Source organism: Bdellovibrio sp. HCB-110 (assembly GCF_047323225.1).
In the GTDB taxonomy this organism is placed as follows: domain Bacteria; phylum Bdellovibrionota; class Bdellovibrionia; order Bdellovibrionales; family Bdellovibrionaceae; genus Bdellovibrio.
This window is the reverse complement of record NZ_CP178750.1, coordinates 288,059-307,767: the sequence shown is the minus strand read 5'-3', so window position 1 is coordinate 307,767 and position 19,709 is coordinate 288,059. Positions and strand designations below refer to the sequence as shown.

The window sequence follows — 19,709 nt, the reverse complement described above, 5'->3', positions numbered from 1 at the left end:
AGACTTCAATGGATTTGGTTACTAAGGTCCTTCTTTCGGTTATTTTACTTTTCTCCTTAGCCGCCTGCGACTTGCAGGAGGCTTTGGACGGAACAAAACAAGTTCCCGGCAAAATGGATGAAACAAATGCCAACATGAGAAAAATGTTGGAACAAATGCAGGTCACAAACAAAGGTGTTCACGATCAGTCATTGCTTATTCCTCTTGAAAACCTTATCAAAGAAGAGAATCAAGACACGTTGACTCCTGTGCCTTTTAAACTGATGCCCTATGGGAAAAAATTTGCGGAAGCCGCAACATCAGAAGAACTGGTTGAGCTGACATATTTGTGGCTTAAGGAAGTGGACGAAGCCCTTCCCAATAAAGATATTGATGAAGCCACGGGTGAAGAGGTTCCATTTACAAAAAAACAAATCAATAAGATCAATATCCAAAAACTGGCAAAACTCACGGCGTTGCAAGTGATCGCAGGATTTACTCCGCAGGAAGTTGTGCAGGAAGTGATTCAGCGCTACATCGTGAGCCAACATCACGAAGGCGGCCGACGCTTTGAAGAGACCGCGTATTCATTTCTGATGTTGCGCGCGATGTTCATTCGCGACGTCCTTTTGAAAGAGTCCATTCTTTCGACTTCCATCGACAATGTCGGAAAGCTTGAAGAGGCCATGAAATACGTCAAGAAGGTCGACTTCATTGCTCGCTTGCGCTTTGCTGACAAAATTCAGTTTAAATCTCGCGGGTTGATTGGCTTTGACGGCAAACAATTGCCTGAAGATATGCAACCCCAAGAACAACTGGATCGTTTGATCGCAATGAATTTGTGGACTTCTATTTACGAAAAAGCCCAATCACAGATGCGCATGGACGAACGAAATGTCGGACAGGATCAAAATGATGATCGTCGTCTTGTAGAAGAAGAGAAGAAACGTCTTCAATACAATTTGCAGTTGATTGAACAGAATCTTCAATACTGGAAAGGTCGTCAAACCTGACGACCCACTAAAACCTTAAGCTCGGCAAGAAGTTGTTGCATACCCTCCGACAGATTCGACATCTGATCGCTGGTATGTGCGACTTCTTGTGCGACTTGAGCATTTTGTTGAGATGACTGATCTAACTTATTCATCGCCTCACTAATAAGACCGAGTCCGCGTGCCTGCTCCTGGCTGGCGCCTGCAATCTCGTTATTAATTTCCAAAACTTTTTGGGCTGATCCTAAAAATTTTCCCAGAAGTTCGCCACTTTGATGAGCGACTTTCCCACCTTCATGAATTCTTACGACACTTTCTTGAATCATTTTGGCAATATCTTTAGCGGAATCCGCACTTCGCTGCGCAAGACTGCGAACCGCATCTGCCACCACCGCGAAACCCTTACCCTGTTCTCCGGCGCGAGCGGCTTCGACGGAGGCATTCAGTGCAAGCAAGTTTGTTTGAAAGGCGATATCGTCAATGACTTGGATAATCTCTTCCATTTTTGCCGCAGAACTTTTTAAAGCGTCCATGCTTTGAATCAGCTTTTCCACGGACTCTGCCCCCGCCTTAGAGGCTTCAAAACTTTCCGAAGATAATGTCGAAGCAGACTTGGCGTTTTCAGAATTCAACTTCACCATACTGGAAAGTTCTTCTAAGGAAGCAACTGTCTCTTCCAATGAGGCCGCTGACTCGGTCGCGCCTCCGGCAAGGTCTTGGCTCGCTTTGTTCAGATGTGTGCTAGTTTCCGATAATGATTGCCCGGTATTTTCAATTCTTCCAGCAAAAGAGGACATACGACGAACTAAACTTGTCGTCACCCAAGCTCCACCGACCAAACAAAAAAGACCACCTACAATTGAAATAATTAAGTTGATAGCACGAAAAGCCCCACCCGACTCGTGCGCGACAGCCGCATCTTTTTCGATCAACTCCCCGAGAGTTTCCATTTTATCCTCGAGAACTTTGAAAGTTTCGTTGAACTTTGGAAGTTCAGACAGCGCGACCTTATATCCTTGAGACGAAGCAAGATTGACGATTTTACGCGTGTGCTCGATGTATTGTTCCATCTCAGGCTTCGTTTCCGTGATGGCTTTTTTAGTATCCTGGTTTAAAGGAAGAGCCTCTAAAGCGGAAAGATATTTTTTGAAGTCTTCAGATTTTTCTTCAGACTCCTTTTTAATCTCTTCCAAATCTTTCGTGTTATTTTCTTCCGATGCGATCAACGACGCCAAAACGACAGAGCGGAGACCATCGTGCATCATGTCGGCCAGGGTCATGTTGCGAACCGCAGGAAGTTGCACATTGGCGACGTTATCAAATTGCTCCATGAGACGAGTGGAGTTCACAAAGGAAAGAGCTCCCACTCCACTGAGTACAATCAAAAAACCGCCGCACAAAAACCAAAGCTGTTTTTTAAGGGTCAAACCCATCTTTCACACCTATCACCAAAGTTTTGATTCGATTGAAAGATAGACAAAGACGCCTCTCTCATGCTCGACAGCGGACGGTCCAAGGCCCAACAAGGCCCCGATTCCCGGAACGATTTCAGTCTCTTCGCCTGCTTGGAAAGCTGTGCGAATACCTGGAACCACATAGTAAGTCGTTTCGGTTTCTTTCAGATCCTGTCCAGCTACGACCTCGTTGCTGTTCAGAACAAATTCACACAGAAGATTCGTTTTAGGTGTCACGTTATAAACAACGCTGGTTCCAAAATTAAAACCAAATAGAGATGCCGTTTCACCGATAGTATTTTTAGCATCCGGGGTATAAGTGAAACCTGCATTCCAATGGTTCGTCCATCTGTCATTAAAAGTGATCGACATCGCTTGATTAAACTGAAAACCCGCCACGCCATTACCAAAACCTTTTTTATAGTCGCCACTTGGAACAATTAAAGAGAAACGCGGAGCAATCGCGATCATCTCAGTGTTCATAAGTTGATAGCGGTAATTCAATAGAACATCGCCGATCTGTGTCTGATCGTCTTCACCTACAGCGCCATTCTTTTTTAGAACAGGAATGACATACGAGAATTGATGAGTCTCGTCGGTAATAGGAATTTCATTTGTGAATGTATATCCCCATTCATGAGCCGGATCTAAATATTGGTAGGCCTGGATAAATTGCACAACGCCCGGCTCTTGGTTGTAGGCTTCTTCGATGAGGAAGGAGTTATCCTTTACAACCTCCGCTGCTATTGCCGTCATACTTCCAAATACAGATAGAATTCCAAGAAAAAAAAGTCCGCGCATCAATCCCCCCGATGATTGAGAATATTCTTCCGATATTTCCGAGGAAAATCTATATTGAACAAGGTTTCAACAAGAGAACAACACTTAGGAAGTGTATCTTGATCAGATCTCTACATTAATTAAGACGTTGGACTGGCTATGGGATTACGCGGTCCGTTTAATTATATGATAACCAAATTTAGTGCGTAATGGTCTGGAAGTGACTTCTCCCACCTTTAATGAAAACGCGGCTTCTTCAAACGTTTCGTCCATGCGTCCTTCAGAAAAAGTTCCCAGATCTCCGCCAGTAGAAGCAGAAGAGCAGCGAGAATATTTTCTTGCGAGCTCTTCAAACGGTTTTCCGCTCTTTAATGCTCTTAGAAGGTCTTCGGCCTCATACTGATGTTGGACTAAGATGTGACTTGCCCGGATTTTCAAGCTTCCTCCGCTATTTAATTTGACCCTCACCTCCACACTCCTTAACTTCGAAATGTGAAAGTCGCTTTAATACTCTTCTTATTCAGTTGTTCCGCGTGGTCTGCCCCCGTGCCCGTCCTTGTTGGCGGCTACGAGTTTCCTCCGTATGTGATGAACAAGGGCAAGAACGAGTATCACGGTTTGACGTTGGATTTGATTGAACTTTTAAATCAAAAACAAACGAAGTATTCCTTCCGCTTTGTCCCAACCTCTTCCTCCCGAAGATATCATGATCTGAGGACGGGACGGTATCAAATCATCGCTTTCGAAAGCAAATCTTGGGGCTGGAGTCCTGAACTTGTAGAGAGTTCTAAAATTTTTCATAAAGGTGGCGAAGTCTTTGTTGCCTTGAATAGCCCACAAAGAACCCAAAGTTATTTTAAAGATCTTAAAAGTAAAAAGATTCGCGGTATTCGCGGCTATCATTATGGTTTTCTAGGGCTCTCCACCGGAGCAAAAGCGATCAAGGGTTTCAATATCGAATTCACCAATACCCATGATGGCAATATCCGTGCGGTCATCAGCAAACGCGCTGACATTGCCGTCGTTCCAAAAGAGTATTTAGATCTTTATCTTCATGAAAACCCCGAAGATCAAAAACTATTAATGATCTCAAAAGACTTCGATCAAATTTATGAACTGGGGATTCTAGTGAGCACTGAGCAGAAAGCCATCCAAGCCGCCGACATCAATAAGATGATCGATGGCATTTTGAAAGATGGTTCTTGGAGTAATGTCTTAAGGAAAAAAGGTATTTCATATAAACATCCATAAACATCTCTTTTATTATTACACTTTGGGCCTGAAGTTCATTCCTTAGGTCATTTTCTAGGAACGGTCTTTACGTCTCACACTGAGAATTGTGTCAGCTAAACCATTGAGATTGCATAGGGAACTCCGAATAGTTCTGTATGACTAGGACGCACTATTCCCTCATTCTCGGAGCTTTTCTATTAAGCTCCTGCACCACCAAGAATGATCTGAGTTTGATTTTCTCAGATGACAATACGCCGTCTATTTCCCTGAAGCTTAATAGTGGAAGCAATTACATCGGAACTACTTCTCTTCCTGTCAGTATTGAAGCGTCTCAAGAACTCAGTGAGATGTCTTTATCCATTAGCACTTCTTGCATTGGTGTTTGGGAAACATATCAAAGCTCGAAAACTCTCACTCTTCCCAATATCGAAGGTGAACACACTGTTTCTGTACGAGTCCGCAACAAAGACGGCTTTGAAAGTGCATGCACAAAATCCAAGATCATGATGGATAAGTCAGCTCCGATCATTTCAGGAAGTTTGACGTTAAAGAATTCCCGTTCATTGCAAACTCAGTCAGCCACTTTAAATTTACCCACGATCACGGACAACCTCTCTGGCGTTGCCAAATATGAAATCAAACTTCTAAAAACGGCGGGTAACGTTGTCATTAAAGATTGGGCCGTTAAAAGTGCCGATGCACTTTATTTCAACGACGTTAATTTGCCGGATGTGGAGACCGACAGCTACTATTATGTGATCAGAGCCACCGACAAGGTTGGCAATATCAGTGAAGAAAAAACGTCCCCCGCTTTTATTGTCGGACCTATTCTCACAGTGACTGATCCAGATCCCTACAATGTTCAACAATCCATGGGATACGTTTCTGTATCACTGTCACGCGCTGCGGGCGCCGACATCACGGTTTCATCAAAGTCTATTTCAAATTCCGCCATTGCCGGGATTGATTTCGTTTATCCAGATGTCATTCCGTCCTCGACCGTCATTCCATCTGGAAGCACAACGGGCAAAATCTATTTTTCGATTCTTTCTAAATACCAAAATGGTCCGAATAAGAATTTCGACATTGAAGTCACCGACGCCACTAATGCTGTGGCTGTAAATCAGAAAGCAACCGTGGACCTTGTTAATACGGAACTTGTTGTTCCTACCACTGTGGCCACGGGATATAAAGGTGTGACGGCGGCGCGAGGTCACGTCTGTGGTTTGAAAACCGATAACACCATGGAATGCTGGGGGACGAGTCTTTACGATAACGGCGCCACTGTTTCGAAACTCAACCCCTCCCCCATTTCAGGACTGTCCAATATTGCATCGGTCGGCAGAGGCATGAGCCCGCATACTTGCGTACTCGACAGTGCGAATGATCTTTATTGTTTTGGTACGAACCCCAATGGAGAGCTCGGAACCGGCGACACAACGTCTCGCAACGTTCCCTTCAAACACCCGACTCTTTCAAATTTAAAAAAAGTCATGACTATGGAGGGTGTCACTTGTGTCATCGAATCCAACGACCAAGTTCGATGCTGGGGATACGGAAAAAATTATCGACTGGGTGGCACCGTTGGCACCTCAACAGTCTATACTCCCACCGCAATCCACAGTTTTACGAAAGCTCTCGATATAGCAGGTGGCTTAGATACGATGTGTGCTCTTGATGAAACGTCTCCAGGCACTAGAGAAGTCACTTGTTGGGGCGACATTGATTACACGACAACAGGTACTAAAACATACATTTCTGGTCTTCCAAACAATGTGACTCAGATATCAGTTGGAACAAGTTATAGGGACTCGACTTCTCATGGTTGTGCCTTGACCGAATCAGGTAAAGTCTATTGCTGGGGATCTCACACTTATACAAAACGTGGAACATCCAACACGTCATTGAATTGGATTAACGCCAATGAGGTTGTTGTAGGAACAGCCCTTGCTGTCAAAGTCATTGCCTCCGCAGAAAACTCTTGTGCTCTACTCGATAACGGAGAGCTTTGGTGCTGGGGTGGAGGTCTTCCACAGGGAACCAATCTTGTCGAAAGCGCCATTCCTATGAAAGTCGCTCTTGGAGAAAGTGCAATAGACTTCTCCTTAACAGACAATACGGGTTGTGCGGTAACATCGACATCAAAAATAAAATGCTGGGGCATGAATATTTTTGGCGAGATCGGCAACGGATACTCAGGAAACTCTTATTTTGCAGTCGCCTTGAATCCGGCTGGCTCGACAGAAAAATTCATTCAAGTTGTTAACGGTGCTAACAGCACATGCGCATTAAAAGAAAATAAAACTGTGGTTTGCTGGGGTGCCAATTCCCTTGGACAAATTGGAAATGGAACCAAGAATCCGGTGACACGTATGGGGTACCAATTGCCGATTTCAAACATTTCGAAACTGGTCGGAGGCTTATCCCACTATTGTGCTCTTTCAGGAAGTGGAGCGATGTACTGTTGGGGCTACAACGGCGCCGGACAGATTGGAAATAACGAAACAACATTGACTACAAGCTTTCGAAATACTCCCTATGAAATTCCAGCGACATACCCTGCGGGGACACCAGGACTTCCCGCCATCAAAGACATTTCGGCGGCATCACACACGACTTGCGCCATCACGACGACGGGTACGGCAAAATGTTGGGGCAACAATGCTTACCGTCAGTCAGGATTTTCGGGACTTAGTCGAAGTTATCCTACGGATATCCCGCTCAGTTCAGTTGAGAAAATCGCCAACGGTGATGCCAACACCTGTGCCGTCACCGTGGGAGCCGGAACCAAAAGCATCTACTGTTGGGGCTTAGGAAGTGGTGGCCTCGTCGGAAGCTCTGAAACAACAACGCCAACTCCCGTTCTTATTGAAACAATTACGACAACCAAGAACATCGACATTTTCGTCGGTCAGTATGCTGCCTGTTACATTCATGATGGCACCACGAAATGTTGGGGAACTCGCAGCGCCTATAAAGTTCTTCCTCTGAGTTCCGTTGCTGCTGATACAAAAGTTTATACACCTACAACGGTGCCGGAACTTGCTGGCGCAACAACAATGACATTGGGACTCTTTGACGGTTGTGCTGCCATGCCTGAAGGCATCAAATGTTGGGGAATTAATAACAGCGGATACACAACTCTCGCCACTCTTTTCAATGACCCTACAACGATCTACGCATTTCAATTTGGTGTTGTTAAAAACCTTAGCGTCAGTAATCAACCTGATGCGAATATCGGTCGACATATTTGCGCTATTTCATCTTTGGGAGATCTTAAATGTTGGGGTACAAATTTATTTGGTGAAACCCATGACGAGTTTGTCGTGAGAACACCCTCTTACGTTTTAAAATAACCAACCGTAACGAAACTCCAAATGAGTTTGAAAAATAAAGACATCTGAGTTGTCTTTTTCATCAGAGCCGCTGTGTTTACCTTGAAACATACTTCCGTAAGTGTAAATGCCAATGGATCTTTCGTAGCTCAAAGGCTTTGCCACTCCCAGTGATCCAGATATCCCCATACCGCTATAAGTATGATCCAGCCCCATGTATAACGGATGAAAACGCATGGCGACTTCGGTGTACCATTTATTGTCGTGAGAAAAAAGTTCGGCGTATCCGCCAATAGCGGCGCTCACATGCTGACCTACGCTGATCGCTCCCTCGCTGGCGTTGCGAATAACCGCGTAAGGGCGACGTTCCAACTCCGCACCCAGTAAATAACCGTATTGAACTTTAAAAAGAGGATTTTTGTAATTCCAATGTCTTCGCGTAAACGCGACGTCTCCTTTGACGTCATAAATTCGCTCACTGCCCGAGACATTGAGGAAGTTATTAAAAGTAAAAGTACCTGTGCTTGCGAAAAGACGAATGGATCTGTCGACCTTCCAGTTCCATCTTCGTTCGATGGCTAAATTGTCAAAACCAAAGGAAGACAAATCCAAAGTTGTGACGACGGGGCTGGTATCCTGTTTTTGAGCAGCACCCATCAATCCAATTCCTGCCCACATCAAATTTCTTGGGCAAAAATCTTTTCCGCGCTTATCCAAAATCGGAGTCGCCTCGGCCGTCATCTCTTTTTGAATATTTTTGATTTTAACTAGATATCGGAAACGATCTTCCCCGAAAAATTCCAAAGGCACGACAATCGCGTCGGCTTTTTCAGGGACGTTGAGAGAAATAAGAAAGCGGCCCGTTTCAGATTTTAGTGGCAAATTCACCAAGGGCAAAATGACCGGCTTTAGAGGCTTTTGGTCTTCTCCAAAAAGCGAAACTTTGCGACTCCAAAATTGAACGTCCAAACCTTCCAAGATCTCACCCGAGATTTTTAGCTGCAATGTTTGTTGCGACTTAATGCGAATGACTTCGAACTGATCCCATTGAACTTTCGGTTCGCGCAAGACGTTCCGGCAATCTGTTTGAAAGGGATGAATATGCTTTTGCAAAGTAGAAAATGGCACGATCTTCAGAATAGCGCGACTGGCAGCCTCTTGCGCCACGGCCGTCATAGAAAAGAAAAAAGCAAAAAAGAAAAGAGTTTTACTGAGAGACGCCAAAATAGAAAACTCCTGTGTCACTCCAGTTTGATGCTTGATATTTATTTCTTCCTCTAATGCGGAAATACCACTGACCATTCGGAATAGGTTTTTTTAGAACGTATTCCTGTGCTTGAATTTTTTCTTCAATAGGACTGTTAAAGGAAGGGTTCTGCGCCATTTGCAGAACATACCATTCATTTTCCGGAGATTCAGACCAAGAGAATTTGATAGAAACCGGCACTCCACGGGGAACAAGGAAGACCTCATTCTTTTTGGGCGTCATAACTTTGGGTTGAATCAGATTTCCAGGCTTAGCAAAGGACACAGCCAGGATCGGTGTTGGAATAAAGAAATATTTTTCTGCATCGCCCACAGGCCATACTCTAAAATAGTACCAACCCTCCGCAGAAACGTTTCTAAAAATCTCAACGTTATCGGTTTCCAGGTTCTCTGCATCTGCAAGCTTCGCATCGCGACTAAGTTCAATTCGATATTTTTTTGCTTGTGAGCGATGCCCCCACAATAAATGAAATTGCGGAGACGAATCTTGCGTTTCAAACAAAGATGGCAAAACCTCTTTCTTTTCAATGGCTGGCCCTCTGACAAGACCCTTCACCTGATAAACTTGGGAAGAAGGCGAGTATTCTCCCTCGACTGATCTGCCAATCACTCTGAGGAATCCCGGTTTCGATTCTGAATGCCTAAACAGGTACGGCGGTTTTGCGACAATGATATTTTTTAGAACATTGCCAAATTTTGGCGTGTCCGCCAGTTGCACCAAATAATCTGTTGCATAGGGAATTTCCTGCCAGTTCAGATGCATTTCGACTTGTTCGGAAGCGCCTAGTCTTTCTTCTCCCTTATTTAAAAGAGGTTGATCTAAAGGAGGACGGACCGTTTGCTGAACAGGTTTTGACCAGTCGGAGTAAGCTCCTCCGTTAAATGCTTTTCTAAGACGCACATGAAATTCTCCTGGCTCTTCGATCAACGTTTTTAACGGAGAAGATCCTTCGTACTCGTCATAGATTTCACTAAAGTCTTTTTTCTTACTGACTTGGAAATGATATTTTTCTTGAGGTTTAGCATCCTTCACCGGAACCACAAGATTCCATTTTCCTCTTTCTTTAAAGACCAGTTGGGCTGGTTGTGCCTCAGAACCTTTCAGGCCCTCGACGCGAAATGACCACGTTTCAGAAAACTGTGGAATCTCGTTATCAAAAGAAATCACCCGCCAGAAATATTCTCCCGTCTGCAGATCACGGGGAATCACAGAGTCACTCAATCCCGAAACATCGATCTTTTGTGTGTCCGTCATGAAGTCGGAACTCTTGCTGTATTCCAGCTCTAACTTTTTATTACTGTGGGTTTTCCATTTAAAGAATTCCAAACCTTGTCCATACAGAATTTTGTTAGAAGGAGGATAGATCAGTTCAATTTTATTTCCTTCAACTTCAGTGAGCTGAACCTTCGGATTTTTCTGTTCTGAAGCCGCTTTGTCATTCTCTCCGGAGTGACCTAATTCGGTTGTGGTCGGTGATGCAGATTGTGACGGTGACGGTGGAACCGCGGCTTCCGCTGAAGGAGCTTTTAAACGAATGGCTTGACCTACGCCAAGTGATTTCGTTTGATCACCATTCTTAACTGATAAACTTCCTGAAGCGACAGAAACACTGAGCTCTCCATTTTCTTCTTTTTTTACAAAGAGCCCAAAAGATCCCTGAGGAGAAAACTCTAAATTCTCATTTCCGACTCTCAGTTTTAAACCCTTGCTGTCTTTGCCACCTTCGATACGCAGGGAACCCTTTTCTAGATTTAAAGCCAACTGTCCAGGACTTTTTGCATCTTCAGTAATACGCAAAAGAGTTTCTTGCGGAACTCGGATTAAATCCTTGTTCTTCATTTCAAGAAGTGCTTGCGAGGAACTTCCGGTGAAAATTTCAGAGCCGTTGTAAAGTTTTTGAGTTTTTGCGGCTTGATCCCAGAAAACATTGCTCGCATGTTTGTAGCGAAGTTCGTTTTGAATATCCTTAACTTCTGCGAGAGGAACACCTAGGCTTTGCTCACTGACCGTGGCTTTAAATAGGTATTCCTTTGCCAAGAACAAAGACACAAGAGACAATCCGATAATACAAGAGATGATAATCTTTTTATTCATAGCTTAGAGACAATTATGTCTGATACGGATCAACGATGCCAATAAAATTGAAATTTTTAATCATCACTTCCATTCTTCTGGTCCTCTCCTCTTTGACGATTTTTTTGATCAATCGAGATGCCTTCCTATCCGACAAAAGATCTTATTTATATTCGACGGCTCTGGACCGAGTAGGTAACGAAGCAGAAAAAATTCAAAAAGATTATCAAACGAGCTTTGAAAAGATTCGCACTGCTTTACTTTTTTTTGACGCCACAACCGGGCAGTTCTCTCCGCAAATCAAACAGCTCGCTCAGCAAAATAATTGGGGTCGCATTTTTCTTTATCGCCAAGTGCAATCGGAGCTTCAACTCGTCGACTATATTGGAACTGACTTAAGTTTAGCTCCCGCTCTTAAACAACGACTGCTGGCCACTCAAGATCAACAGGTTTCAACTGACGCCGACTTTAATAATCCCGAATGGCTTCGCGTCTTCTTCCGCCAGGGTGAGTTTTATATTTATGGCGAAATTCACTTTCCTTATCTTAAGCAGTCTCTCAACAATCCCTTAATTGGTTTTTACGAAACACGAAGAAAAGAACTTCATCTTCCCGGCGCTTTCTCGGGTTTGGCGAATCAACGCGCACAAATCATTCCGTTGATGGAAGGCCAAGCAAGTGGAGTAAAAGATCTAAGTACCACAGGTCGAAACTACTTAGTTTCATTTCAGCAAGTCCCGCAACTCAATATGTATGTTTTCCAAGTTTTCGATAAGGATCAGGTTTTCGCCGTCGTAAAAAAAACGATGAATAAAACTTTGATGGTCTCCGTGATTATTCTATTTGCAGGTCTATTGGCGATGTTCTTTGGTGTCGATTCATTGACTCAGAATCTCTCGAAGCTAGCAAGTGGGATGAGTCAGTTTACAGCCAGCGGGACCGCTAAACCACTTCGTCTTCAATCCAAAGATGAAGTTGGAAAAATGGCACAAGTCTTTAATACCATGTTATCTAAAATTGAATCTCTGCTTGCGCAAACGGCACAAAAAGCCCGGATGGAAGCTGAACTTGAAACGGCTAAAGAAGTTCAAAGTACTTTGCTTCCAAAAAGCAAAGTGGATCACGACCTCTACAGTCTTAAAGGATACTATCAGCCAGCTTCAGAATGCGGTGGAGATCTTTGGTTTTATCACTGTGATGACTCAAAAATCTTTCTTTTCGTTGGAGATGCCACGGGCCACGGAGTTCCCGCGGCTTTGATTACCGCAGCAGCCCGGTCCGTTCTTTCCTTGGCCGTGGATGAAAAAATCTTAGATCCATCTCGAGTTCTCGGAATGTTAAACAAAGTCCTTTGCGATGTGGCCAAAGGTGAAAAGATGATGACAGCTTTTTCTTGCGTTTATGATATTGCAGAAAAGAAGCTCACTTACTCGAATGCAAGTCACGATGTTCCCTTTATCGTTCCCCAGGTTGAAAGTGGACAAAAAATAAAAAAGGGCGATCTCATTTATCTCACCGATGCCAACGGAAAGCGTTTAGGCCACGAACGTACAACAGAATATAGTACAGAAACCGTAGTCATGACTCCGGGACAAGGCTTGATGGTTTATACGGATGGCCTAGTGGATGCCGTCGATGCGGAGGGAAAAGGCTTCGGAGAGCGTGGAGTTATAAAGATGGCTGTCGATTCTGCCAATCGCGGATCTGGAAGAAGCCTGCATGACCAAGTCAGTCGTAAGATTGCAGAGTATACTGAAAATATTGAACAGCCCGATGACATCACCTTCGTGAACGTCTTTTTGAAATAAAAAAAGGAGCCCAAAGGCTCCTTCTTTTTTAAGCGAGTCTCACCGCTTTCACATTTCCATCGACCAGATCGGCAATGCGAAGAGATCTTGAATTCATCATCTCTTCCACTTTTTTACAGATCTCGCGGCGAAGTTCCGCTGTCTTTTTTCTTTGTGGAATCATGATCATATCATTAAGTTCTCTTTCAACCACCATGGCTTTTCTCTCTGGAAGAGTTGAAAGGATGCGGTTGTAGAATGCCGTGTGTGTTTTAAACAAAGCCGCATAAAGAGATTCCACTTCATAAGGCCCAAGAACTTCCGAAAGAATGTCTGTCGGAACAAGCTTCAGATCCTCAAAAATCAGAATACTGCGACGGACTCTTTCAAGTTCATCCGGATTGTCGTTAGCAAAAAGAGCAATCACATCCATTTCCTCTTCCGCTGTCATACCGCGAATTACTTTTGCCAAAACGTTGGCACCTTCAACACGAGGTTCCGGACGAATACGCATTTCCGTCAACTTCTGATTGAACGACTGAATCACCGCTTGCACCACATTGTGTGGAAGTTTTTCAATACGAGAAAGTTCGGCAAGAACACGCACTTTCTTTTCCGGATCTAAACCTGCGACAATACCTGCCGTCACTTCCGCCGGAGCATGAAGACAGAAGACCGCAATATTCGCCGGTGTTTCTTTATCTAAAATCTGGCTGCGCTCCTCCTCTTTCATTTTCAGCATGAAAGAGAACGGATTGCTTTCATCTTCCGACATTTCGTGTTCGATATAAGCCGCAAGAATTGCTTTGTAACTTTCGCGCACGGCTTTTTCTGTTTCCGGTTTTGTCAGATCCTCTTTACGCTCTTTCACAGCATGGCCAATACGAGCCCAAGCCATTGCCGGAATATCTGTGAATATTTGTTTTGATGTATCCCAACCCAGGAACTCCATCAACGCCGTCACATTTTTCGGTGAAACATTCAGGCAATATTCCGTGATCGCACGGGAGGCCATTTGTGGATATTGAGCCGCGATCGCAAGAATGTGCTGCTTGATGGACTCCATATTGAAATCCACAAGCTCGTCGTCAATTGTTGGCGCCCCGGTTGCCGCGACAACTGGATTATCCACAGGTTTTTCCTCAACAGGGTCCTGATCTTTTTCTTCGTGTTTGTAGTCGTGATTTTCTTGAATCTCTTTATTCGGATCACGCGCTTTGCCACGTCTCCATGCCCAGAACATAAGTCCCGCTAGTGCTAACAAAGACAGGATGACAATCAATGTCCACATTTTCCAGCTCAACTCAGGAAGCGTGTCTGGAGCTGGTTCTGGTGGAACAGGGTCCGAAGGCAATTGAATACGACGAACACTAACAACGTCGCCAGTGGCAGTATCTAGATGAAGCTTTGAGGTTAAAAGGTCTTTAATCACTTTTTCAACTTCGGGACTGACATTTCTTGAAAGCACAACGCTGATATCCGTGCGGGCTTTCATTTCATGAAGCTTATTCATGGCTTTTGGCAATGCCGGAACATCGCCCATCATCGGCATTCCCGGAAGATATTGAACTTCCACTTCGTCTTGGAATTCTTTTAATTTTTTCTCGTCCCGGTCCAAGTCAACGGCGATAACCAAGGTATAATCCGTTGGGCGAAGGATCGTATTTAAAACTGCACGTGCTCTTGTTTCATAAAGTGTCTCAAGAGATCCGATCTCTTCCAGATACTGCGCTAACGCGAGAAACGGCGATAGGACGAATATTAAAGCGATGAATATATTCCTTTTCATTGCGCACCTTTTCCACTAGTTAGAATAGCTTTCGCCAACATTTTTATGTGAGGATACTGACTTTCTCTCTCAATACGTTCCACGTCACTGCGGAAGTCGTTAATACAATCCAGCTCTTTGACACCCATCAAGAAGGCATCATTCCAATCCTGATCTTGCTTCTTTGAAAAATCTTTCAAATATTTTTTTAGATCACCCGTCACTAAACCATGATTCACGACGAGTTGTTTGTAGACAAACGGCTTCACGCTCTCGGGATAAGTCGGATATTTGTTATAAACCTGATTCATCATCTGCTTTTGAGCTTCGGCATCGCGCACCTGCCCCAACAACATCAAGCCCTCATTCACATCCGTTTTTGAAGCGATCATTTTCGTCACGATTTTTTTGCCAACTTCGCTTAGAGGAATCGTGCGAATAAGAATGTCCGCCACAATGTCTTTTTGATGGCGGTCTTTGCTATGATTATAGAACTTTTCGAGTTCTTTTAATGACTCTTGTGGAATCGGGCCCAGTTTTAAAAGAACTTTAGCTGCGTAGCTATGGACTTTAGCTTGCTCACCGACAACAGGAACCTTGTTTGAAACAATATAATCCACCAGTTGCTTTTGAATCTGATGCAGTTTTTCTTTTTTCTCGGGGTTAAACTCAGGCTTAGTCACATCAAGAACAAAGATACTTGCCTGTAGGAAATTTCGATTTTCAGCCAGTATTTTTCCAGAGCCAAAGAGGGTCAGAATTTTATCCAAGTCTTGAGACTGCCATGCTTTTCCTGTTGGAGAAGCCATGTGAGTATTCACAGTCAGAGAGTGGGATTTTTTTAACTCTTCCCAGCTTTCCACTGAAGTTTTCTTTGTCGCCGTGGCCGTTGTCTTCGCAGAAAGACGGTCCTTCAGGAGATAACCTCCCCCGCCCAGAGCACCTAATATAATGACAATTCCTACAGCCTTTTTCATATAACCTTAATCAAAATCCTACAAAGCGGATGCCCGCAAAAAGATTGATGTAATTAAAAGTGACAGAGTCGTCTTCTTTTCCTGCCGAAGCCATACTCGATCCCAGCGAAACTTGCCCGATCAATAATAAGTCCGAAAGCATTGGCACTTCGACTCCACCGCGCACATTGAGATCAATCAAAGAAGCATTGAAAGACTCTTCAGCACTTTCCCCCACTGACAAATTACTTAAGCCTAAGTTGGCCGCGACGAAAGGACTCGGACGCCACACTCGCGCTTCGGAGCGACTGTCCATCACAACGCGCAACCCATTAATTCCAAATAGATAGTAACGAGCACCCACTGCGATCCGAGTAAATGGAAGTTGTTGAGGTCCACCACCCGCGATTTCCATAAATGACAATGTCATAGCCGTATTCACGGAGGGTTGATAGATACTGTAATTCACTTCGATAGTAGTGGAAGATTCAATAGATTCATCAAGCTCACGAAACTTGTACTTCAAAGACGTCATACCCAAGCTCACATCCCAATCGGATGTGAGATACGCCTGAGCTTGCGCAGTCATCAGAAACGTGCAAAGAAGTACCAATAGTTTCATCAACGAATCCTTCTATCATTCCGTTTTTCAATTTCCACGGTCGAAGCTGGATATCTCATCTCTGAACCCGTTGTTGGCAACGGCGGTAAATTCAATTTTTTATAGACGTCTGATAAATACTGATACGCAACTTTATTGTAAGGATCAAGTTTCAGACATCTCTCCCAAGCAGTCTTCGCTCCTTGGAAATCTTTTTGAAGGTACTTTACCGAACCTTTTAAAAGCCATGCATTGTTAGAGTATTCGTCCAACTGCAAAGCCTTGTCGATTTGCTCCAAAGCTTTGTCATACTGACCTTTCATGATCTGTTGCTGACCTTGGAAAATAAAACCGACCACGCGGTCACCACGATCTCGATCTGCTGTTGGCATTCCTCCAGCAAGACGATTAGAGAACAAGGCATCTTTCGTGAAAGACGCTGTGTTTTCAAGAAGAGCCACGCGCAGTTTTAAATCCGCGAGTTCAGCTAACAGTTCGTCCATCTTTTTATCTTCAGGTTTTTTGTTTTTATCCTCTGGTTTTGGCTGCTGAGGATCTTGTTTTTTATCCTCGTTTTGCGCGAGTTCTTCGGCTTTCTTTTCTTCGTCAGACAAAGGGTCCATACGAGTCGCCACGGAAAGACTTTCCCCTTCGTTAACTTTTACCATCACTTCTTTTGTGCGATAGTTTTGTTTTTCAAAGATCAGAAAGAAAACGTCACCCAGCTTTGATTCTTCTTGAACAGAAAGAGGAGCAATACCAAGAAGTTTTTTCTCTTGGCTTTGCACGTCCTTGATATAAACCTTTGCGCCTGACGGATATGATTTGATGGCGTATTTACCTGCACAAGATGCAAAAACAAATGGAGTAAGTAAACAAGACAACAACTTGAGTTGCCGAGAAAAAGACATTTTCCGAATCCTCCATCCTAGAGTCTGCGTTAGTTGACTTCTTACAGTTTCTCGGGAAAGCTTTCAAAAGAATATACTTATGAAACACTTACTAACCTTAGTCCTAGCCCTAACTGTTCCGCAATTTGCGTTTGGTGAATTCCAAGCGCCAGTTATTCGTACCAAGCTTGGTATGTTCAGTACGACTGTCTCTGCGGGAGAGTTGGTTAATAACGAAGCCTTAGGCGCAATGATGACATTGCAGCCCTCGGTACTATGGGATTTCCCCTCTATGAATTCTCGTATGGGAGTCCATTACATTGTGGACGTCGGAAGCAGCTTTGGTGTGACCCCGATTTCAGGTATTGGTGTGAGTGGTTATTATTATCTGCGTGGACTTTCCGCAGCCTATGAAAACAGCCCTGACGACACTTTGATTCAAAAATCTAAGCCAGGCTTCTATACATTCGCGAGCTTCACACCTGTGAATTTCAACTTGAATAAAACAGACGAAACCAACTCGAACAATAACTTTGCGTTTAGTGCCTTGGTTTATGAAGTGATGTTGGGAATGGGCTACGAGTACCCGTTAAAACCCAACGCCCTTCTTTCGGTGGAACTTGCTTCCCGCGAAGGCAGCGCCTCCCAAGGTGATCATGGACTGCGCTACTCTGGCGTTGGTCTTTTCTTATCGTTTACAACTTCTTACTACTGAGTCTTCGTTTCAGATTTGATTTCAGACTCATACTGTTTCGCTTTGCTCTCCAGACTTTGAATCTGACGCTCTAGCTTTTGAAGCTGCATCTCTCTTTTCTTTTGCTCTTGCTGAACACGCAACTTCTTTTGAGCTTCGTCGAAGCGCACCTGTGCTAGCTTCATCTTCTCTTGCAAAGAGGCTTCTTTTTGCTGTTGCTCAATTTCTTCTTTCGTCAGCTGTTTCTTAAACTGTTTTTGTTGCAGTTTATAAGCCGCTTCCGGATCTTCCAATGTCACCGCTACAACGACACGACGGTTGAGAGCCTTATTTGCCGGAATGTCCACGCCTGTCTTATCTTCATTCGGAGCCACAGGACGAGAAGACCCATAACCCACTGCTGACATCAGCTTCGAGTCCAGACCGCTCTCTTCAAAGTAGCGAACCACGGAGCCCGCGCGCAAAGAAGAAAGTTCCCAATTCGATTTCACGTAACCACTTTGAATTGGATCGTTATCGGTATGACCCTCGATATTGATTTTAGAGAGACTGCCTACAGAACGAAGAGCACTCACAGCTTTACGCAAAATAGGTTTTGCCTGTTCTTTCACCTCAACGGCGCCGGATTCAAATAGAACCTCGCCATCGAATTTTAATAACAACTGATTTTCTTCGGGACCGCGGGAAATTTCCACACCGTTCATCTCGCCAGAGCCCTTAAGAATGTTAATAAGCTTTTGTTCTGCCAAAAGCACTGCACTTTCGGTCTTAACGTTGCCGCCGAAATACTGCGCGATCTCTTTTCTAACCAAGTCAAACTTCGAATTGTCAAAGCGGGACATCGAGTACATCAAAACGAAGAACCCGAACAATAGAGTCATCATATCCGCATAGCTGACAAGCCAGTTGGATTCGTCATGAGCCATTTCATGCTCATGCTCTTGCAAATGAATTCTGCTGCGTTTAGCGCCCTTGGAACTCATATTACGCCGCCTTCTTTACAGCATCTCCACGAACCGCATCGTCGTCCGTTCTTTGCGCCGGAGACAAGAATGATTTCAAGTATTCTTTGATGAACAATGGATGCTTTTTCTCGTGAACCAATAAAATTCCCTCTTTGATGATTTCACGCAAAGTCACATCCGCTTTTGAAACCGTTTGTAGCTTTTCGCTGATAGGAATAAGGAACAAGTTGGCAACAACGAGACCGTAGAAAGTCGCTACCAGAGCGGTTGCCATGGCAGGACCGATACGATCTTGAGCACCAGGTTCACCCAATGTTTGCAGCAATGAGATCATACCCAATGTCGCACCCAAGAGACCGAATGCTGGTGGGAAGCGTGAAATCGTATGCCAAACTTTGATTTCTTCATCATCACGTTTCTTTTTACCACGAAGGGAATTCGTCAATACATCCGCCAGTTCTTCGTAGCTAAAACCGTATTCAACAAGCAATTGCACGCCGTCTTTAATAAACGGATGAGTGTCAGACTTGATAACCGCATTGACGCTTTTAGGATCGCGGCGATAGGCTTCAGAAATCTCGACAATTGTCTCAATGGTGCCAAGATAATTCACTCTTTCGCGTCCTAACATTTTGCGTGTCACGATTTTTAGCGCGGTCCATAGGCTCTTAAAGTTAAAGCTCAACAACGCCACTGTGATCGTACCCCCGATAACGAGAATAATCCCGTGGGGATCTGCGAAGATCTTAGGATTCTTTGCTGAATCCATGATTGCATAGCCTGCGATAACAACTGCTGCCAATATACCGAACAAACCGGCGAAATTCATAGTTCCTCCGAAACATGCTTTTTATACCAATCTTGTTTTCGTAAGATCTGTCTCATCCCTAAACTGTACTTTGGCAGGGATTTGCGAGTGTTCCGCAACTCTCGTT

16 protein-coding genes are annotated in these 19,709 nt (G+C 44.2%); 5 read left to right on the top strand and 11 right to left on the bottom strand.

Annotated features, from left to right (window positions below; all coding sequences use genetic code 11):
- The first annotated feature begins 8 nt into the window (after nucleotides 1-8).
- A complete protein-coding gene (locus ACL934_RS01450; protein WP_374076998.1) occupies nucleotides 9-992 on the top strand; it encodes a hypothetical protein in 984 nt (327 codons plus the stop codon).
- On the opposite strand, the gene ACL934_RS01445 is transcribed toward ACL934_RS01450, so the two are convergent.
- From ACL934_RS01445 to ACL934_RS01435, 3 genes are all read right to left on the bottom strand, one after another.
- Nucleotides 983-2,404, bottom strand: a complete 1,422-nt coding sequence (locus tag ACL934_RS01445) for a methyl-accepting chemotaxis protein (RefSeq protein WP_374076996.1) — start codon at nucleotides 2,402-2,404, stop codon at nucleotides 983-985. The genes ACL934_RS01450 and ACL934_RS01445 overlap by 10 nt on opposite strands.
- 12 nt (nucleotides 2,405-2,416) lie before the next feature.
- Complete coding sequence (locus tag ACL934_RS01440; protein ID WP_413612956.1) at nucleotides 2,417-3,226, bottom strand: transporter; 810 nt, start codon at nucleotides 3,224-3,226, stop codon at nucleotides 2,417-2,419.
- Nucleotides 3,227-3,370: 144 nt separating this feature from the next.
- Nucleotides 3,371-3,673 (bottom strand): peptidylprolyl isomerase, encoded by a 303-nt coding sequence (locus ACL934_RS01435; RefSeq protein WP_413612955.1) that lies wholly within the window; start codon nucleotides 3,671-3,673, stop codon nucleotides 3,371-3,373.
- 24 nt (nucleotides 3,674-3,697) lie between these two features.
- Between ACL934_RS01435 and ACL934_RS01430 the strand changes: the two genes are divergently transcribed.
- Nucleotides 3,698-4,456 (top strand): substrate-binding periplasmic protein, encoded by a 759-nt coding sequence (locus tag ACL934_RS01430; protein ID WP_413612954.1) that lies wholly within the window; start codon nucleotides 3,698-3,700, stop codon nucleotides 4,454-4,456.
- 212 nt (nucleotides 4,457-4,668) lie between these two features.
- Entirely contained in the window at nucleotides 4,669-7,794 is a 3,126-nt protein-coding gene (locus ACL934_RS01425; protein ID WP_413612953.1) for an RCC1 domain-containing protein, read from the top strand.
- Here ACL934_RS01425 and ACL934_RS01420 read toward each other — a convergent pair.
- Nucleotides 7,786-8,997, bottom strand: coding sequence for a hypothetical protein (locus ACL934_RS01420; protein ID WP_374076986.1), 1,212 nt, complete (start codon nucleotides 8,995-8,997; stop codon nucleotides 7,786-7,788). The genes ACL934_RS01425 and ACL934_RS01420 overlap by 9 nt on opposite strands.
- Complete coding sequence (locus tag ACL934_RS01415) at nucleotides 8,981-11,134, bottom strand: hypothetical protein (RefSeq protein ID WP_374076984.1); 2,154 nt, start codon at nucleotides 11,132-11,134, stop codon at nucleotides 8,981-8,983. Before ACL934_RS01415 ends, ACL934_RS01420 begins: the two co-directional genes overlap by 17 nt.
- A 35-nt stretch (nucleotides 11,135-11,169) precedes the next feature.
- Between ACL934_RS01415 and ACL934_RS01410 the strand changes: the two genes are divergently transcribed.
- On the top strand, nucleotides 11,170-12,921 hold the full coding sequence (locus tag ACL934_RS01410; RefSeq protein WP_413612952.1) for a SpoIIE family protein phosphatase: 1,752 nt from the start codon (nucleotides 11,170-11,172) through the stop codon (nucleotides 12,919-12,921).
- Nucleotides 12,922-12,949: 28 nt separating this feature from the next.
- Here the strand turns inward: ACL934_RS01410 and ACL934_RS01405 are convergent, their stop codons facing one another.
- Genes ACL934_RS01405 through ACL934_RS01390 form a run of 4 tightly spaced genes read right to left on the bottom strand, consistent with a single transcriptional unit; the run spans nucleotide 12,950 to nucleotide 17,136 of the window.
- A complete protein-coding gene (locus tag ACL934_RS01405) occupies nucleotides 12,950-14,689 on the bottom strand; it encodes a FliG C-terminal domain-containing protein (protein WP_374076980.1) in 1,740 nt (579 codons plus the stop codon).
- A complete protein-coding gene (locus ACL934_RS01400) occupies nucleotides 14,686-15,645 on the bottom strand; it encodes a hypothetical protein (RefSeq protein ID WP_374076978.1) in 960 nt (319 codons plus the stop codon). The genes ACL934_RS01405 and ACL934_RS01400 overlap by 4 nt, the downstream gene beginning before the upstream one ends.
- Nucleotides 15,646-15,655: 10 nt before the next feature.
- Nucleotides 15,656-16,246: a hypothetical protein gene (locus tag ACL934_RS01395; protein ID WP_374076976.1), complete on the bottom strand. Its 591-nt coding sequence runs from the start codon at nucleotides 16,244-16,246 to the stop codon at nucleotides 15,656-15,658.
- Nucleotides 16,246-17,136 carry a tetratricopeptide repeat protein gene (locus ACL934_RS01390; protein ID WP_374076974.1) on the bottom strand — a complete coding sequence of 297 codons (891 nt, stop codon included), beginning with the start codon at nucleotides 17,134-17,136 and terminating at the stop codon, nucleotides 16,246-16,248. Before ACL934_RS01390 ends, ACL934_RS01395 begins: the two co-directional genes overlap by 1 nt.
- 79 nt (nucleotides 17,137-17,215) lie before the next feature.
- Between ACL934_RS01390 and ACL934_RS01385 the strand changes: the two genes are divergently transcribed.
- Entirely contained in the window at nucleotides 17,216-17,830 is a 615-nt protein-coding gene (locus ACL934_RS01385; RefSeq protein ID WP_374076973.1) for a hypothetical protein, read from the top strand.
- Here the strand turns inward: ACL934_RS01385 and ACL934_RS01380 are convergent.
- Together ACL934_RS01380 and ACL934_RS01375 are read right to left on the bottom strand one after the other, a co-directional pair.
- The gene (locus ACL934_RS01380) at nucleotides 17,824-18,792 is read right to left on the bottom strand and encodes a flagellar motor protein MotB (RefSeq protein WP_374076971.1); all 969 of its coding nucleotides are present in this window, start codon (nucleotides 18,790-18,792) and stop codon (nucleotides 17,824-17,826) included. The genes ACL934_RS01385 and ACL934_RS01380 overlap by 7 nt on opposite strands.
- 1 nt (nucleotide 18,793) lies before the next feature.
- On the bottom strand, nucleotides 18,794-19,603 hold the full coding sequence (locus tag ACL934_RS01375; protein ID WP_374076969.1) for a motility protein A: 810 nt from the start codon (nucleotides 19,601-19,603) through the stop codon (nucleotides 18,794-18,796).
- Nucleotides 19,604-19,709: the final 106 nt, after the last annotated feature.

Coding starts and splice junctions, on each gene's coding strand:
- ACL934_RS01450 (WP_374076998.1), top strand. CDS start 9: ATGGATTTGGTTACTAAGGTCCTTCTTTCGGTTATTTTACTTTTCTCC.
- ACL934_RS01445 (WP_374076996.1), bottom strand. CDS start 2,404: ATGGGTTTGACCCTTAAAAAACAGCTTTGGTTTTTGTGCGGCGGTTTT.
- ACL934_RS01440 (WP_413612956.1), bottom strand. CDS start 3,226: ATGCGCGGACTTTTTTTTCTTGGAATTCTATCTGTATTTGGAAGTATG.
- ACL934_RS01415 (WP_374076984.1), bottom strand. CDS start 11,134: ATGAATAAAAAGATTATCATCTCTTGTATTATCGGATTGTCTCTTGTG.
- ACL934_RS01410 (WP_413612952.1), top strand. CDS start 11,170: ATGCCAATAAAATTGAAATTTTTAATCATCACTTCCATTCTTCTGGTC.
- ACL934_RS01405 (WP_374076980.1), bottom strand. CDS start 14,689: ATGAAAAGGAATATATTCATCGCTTTAATATTCGTCCTATCGCCGTTT.
- ACL934_RS01400 (WP_374076978.1), bottom strand. CDS start 15,645: ATGAAAAAGGCTGTAGGAATTGTCATTATATTAGGTGCTCTGGGCGGG.
- ACL934_RS01395 (WP_374076976.1), bottom strand. CDS start 16,246: ATGAAACTATTGGTACTTCTTTGCACGTTTCTGATGACTGCGCAAGCT.
- ACL934_RS01390 (WP_374076974.1), bottom strand. CDS start 17,136: ATGTCTTTTTCTCGGCAACTCAAGTTGTTGTCTTGTTTACTTACTCCA.
- ACL934_RS01385 (WP_374076973.1), top strand. CDS start 17,216: ATGAAACACTTACTAACCTTAGTCCTAGCCCTAACTGTTCCGCAATTT.
- ACL934_RS01380 (WP_374076971.1), bottom strand. CDS start 18,792: ATGAGTTCCAAGGGCGCTAAACGCAGCAGAATTCATTTGCAAGAGCAT.
- ACL934_RS01375 (WP_374076969.1), bottom strand. CDS start 19,603: ATGAATTTCGCCGGTTTGTTCGGTATATTGGCAGCAGTTGTTATCGCA.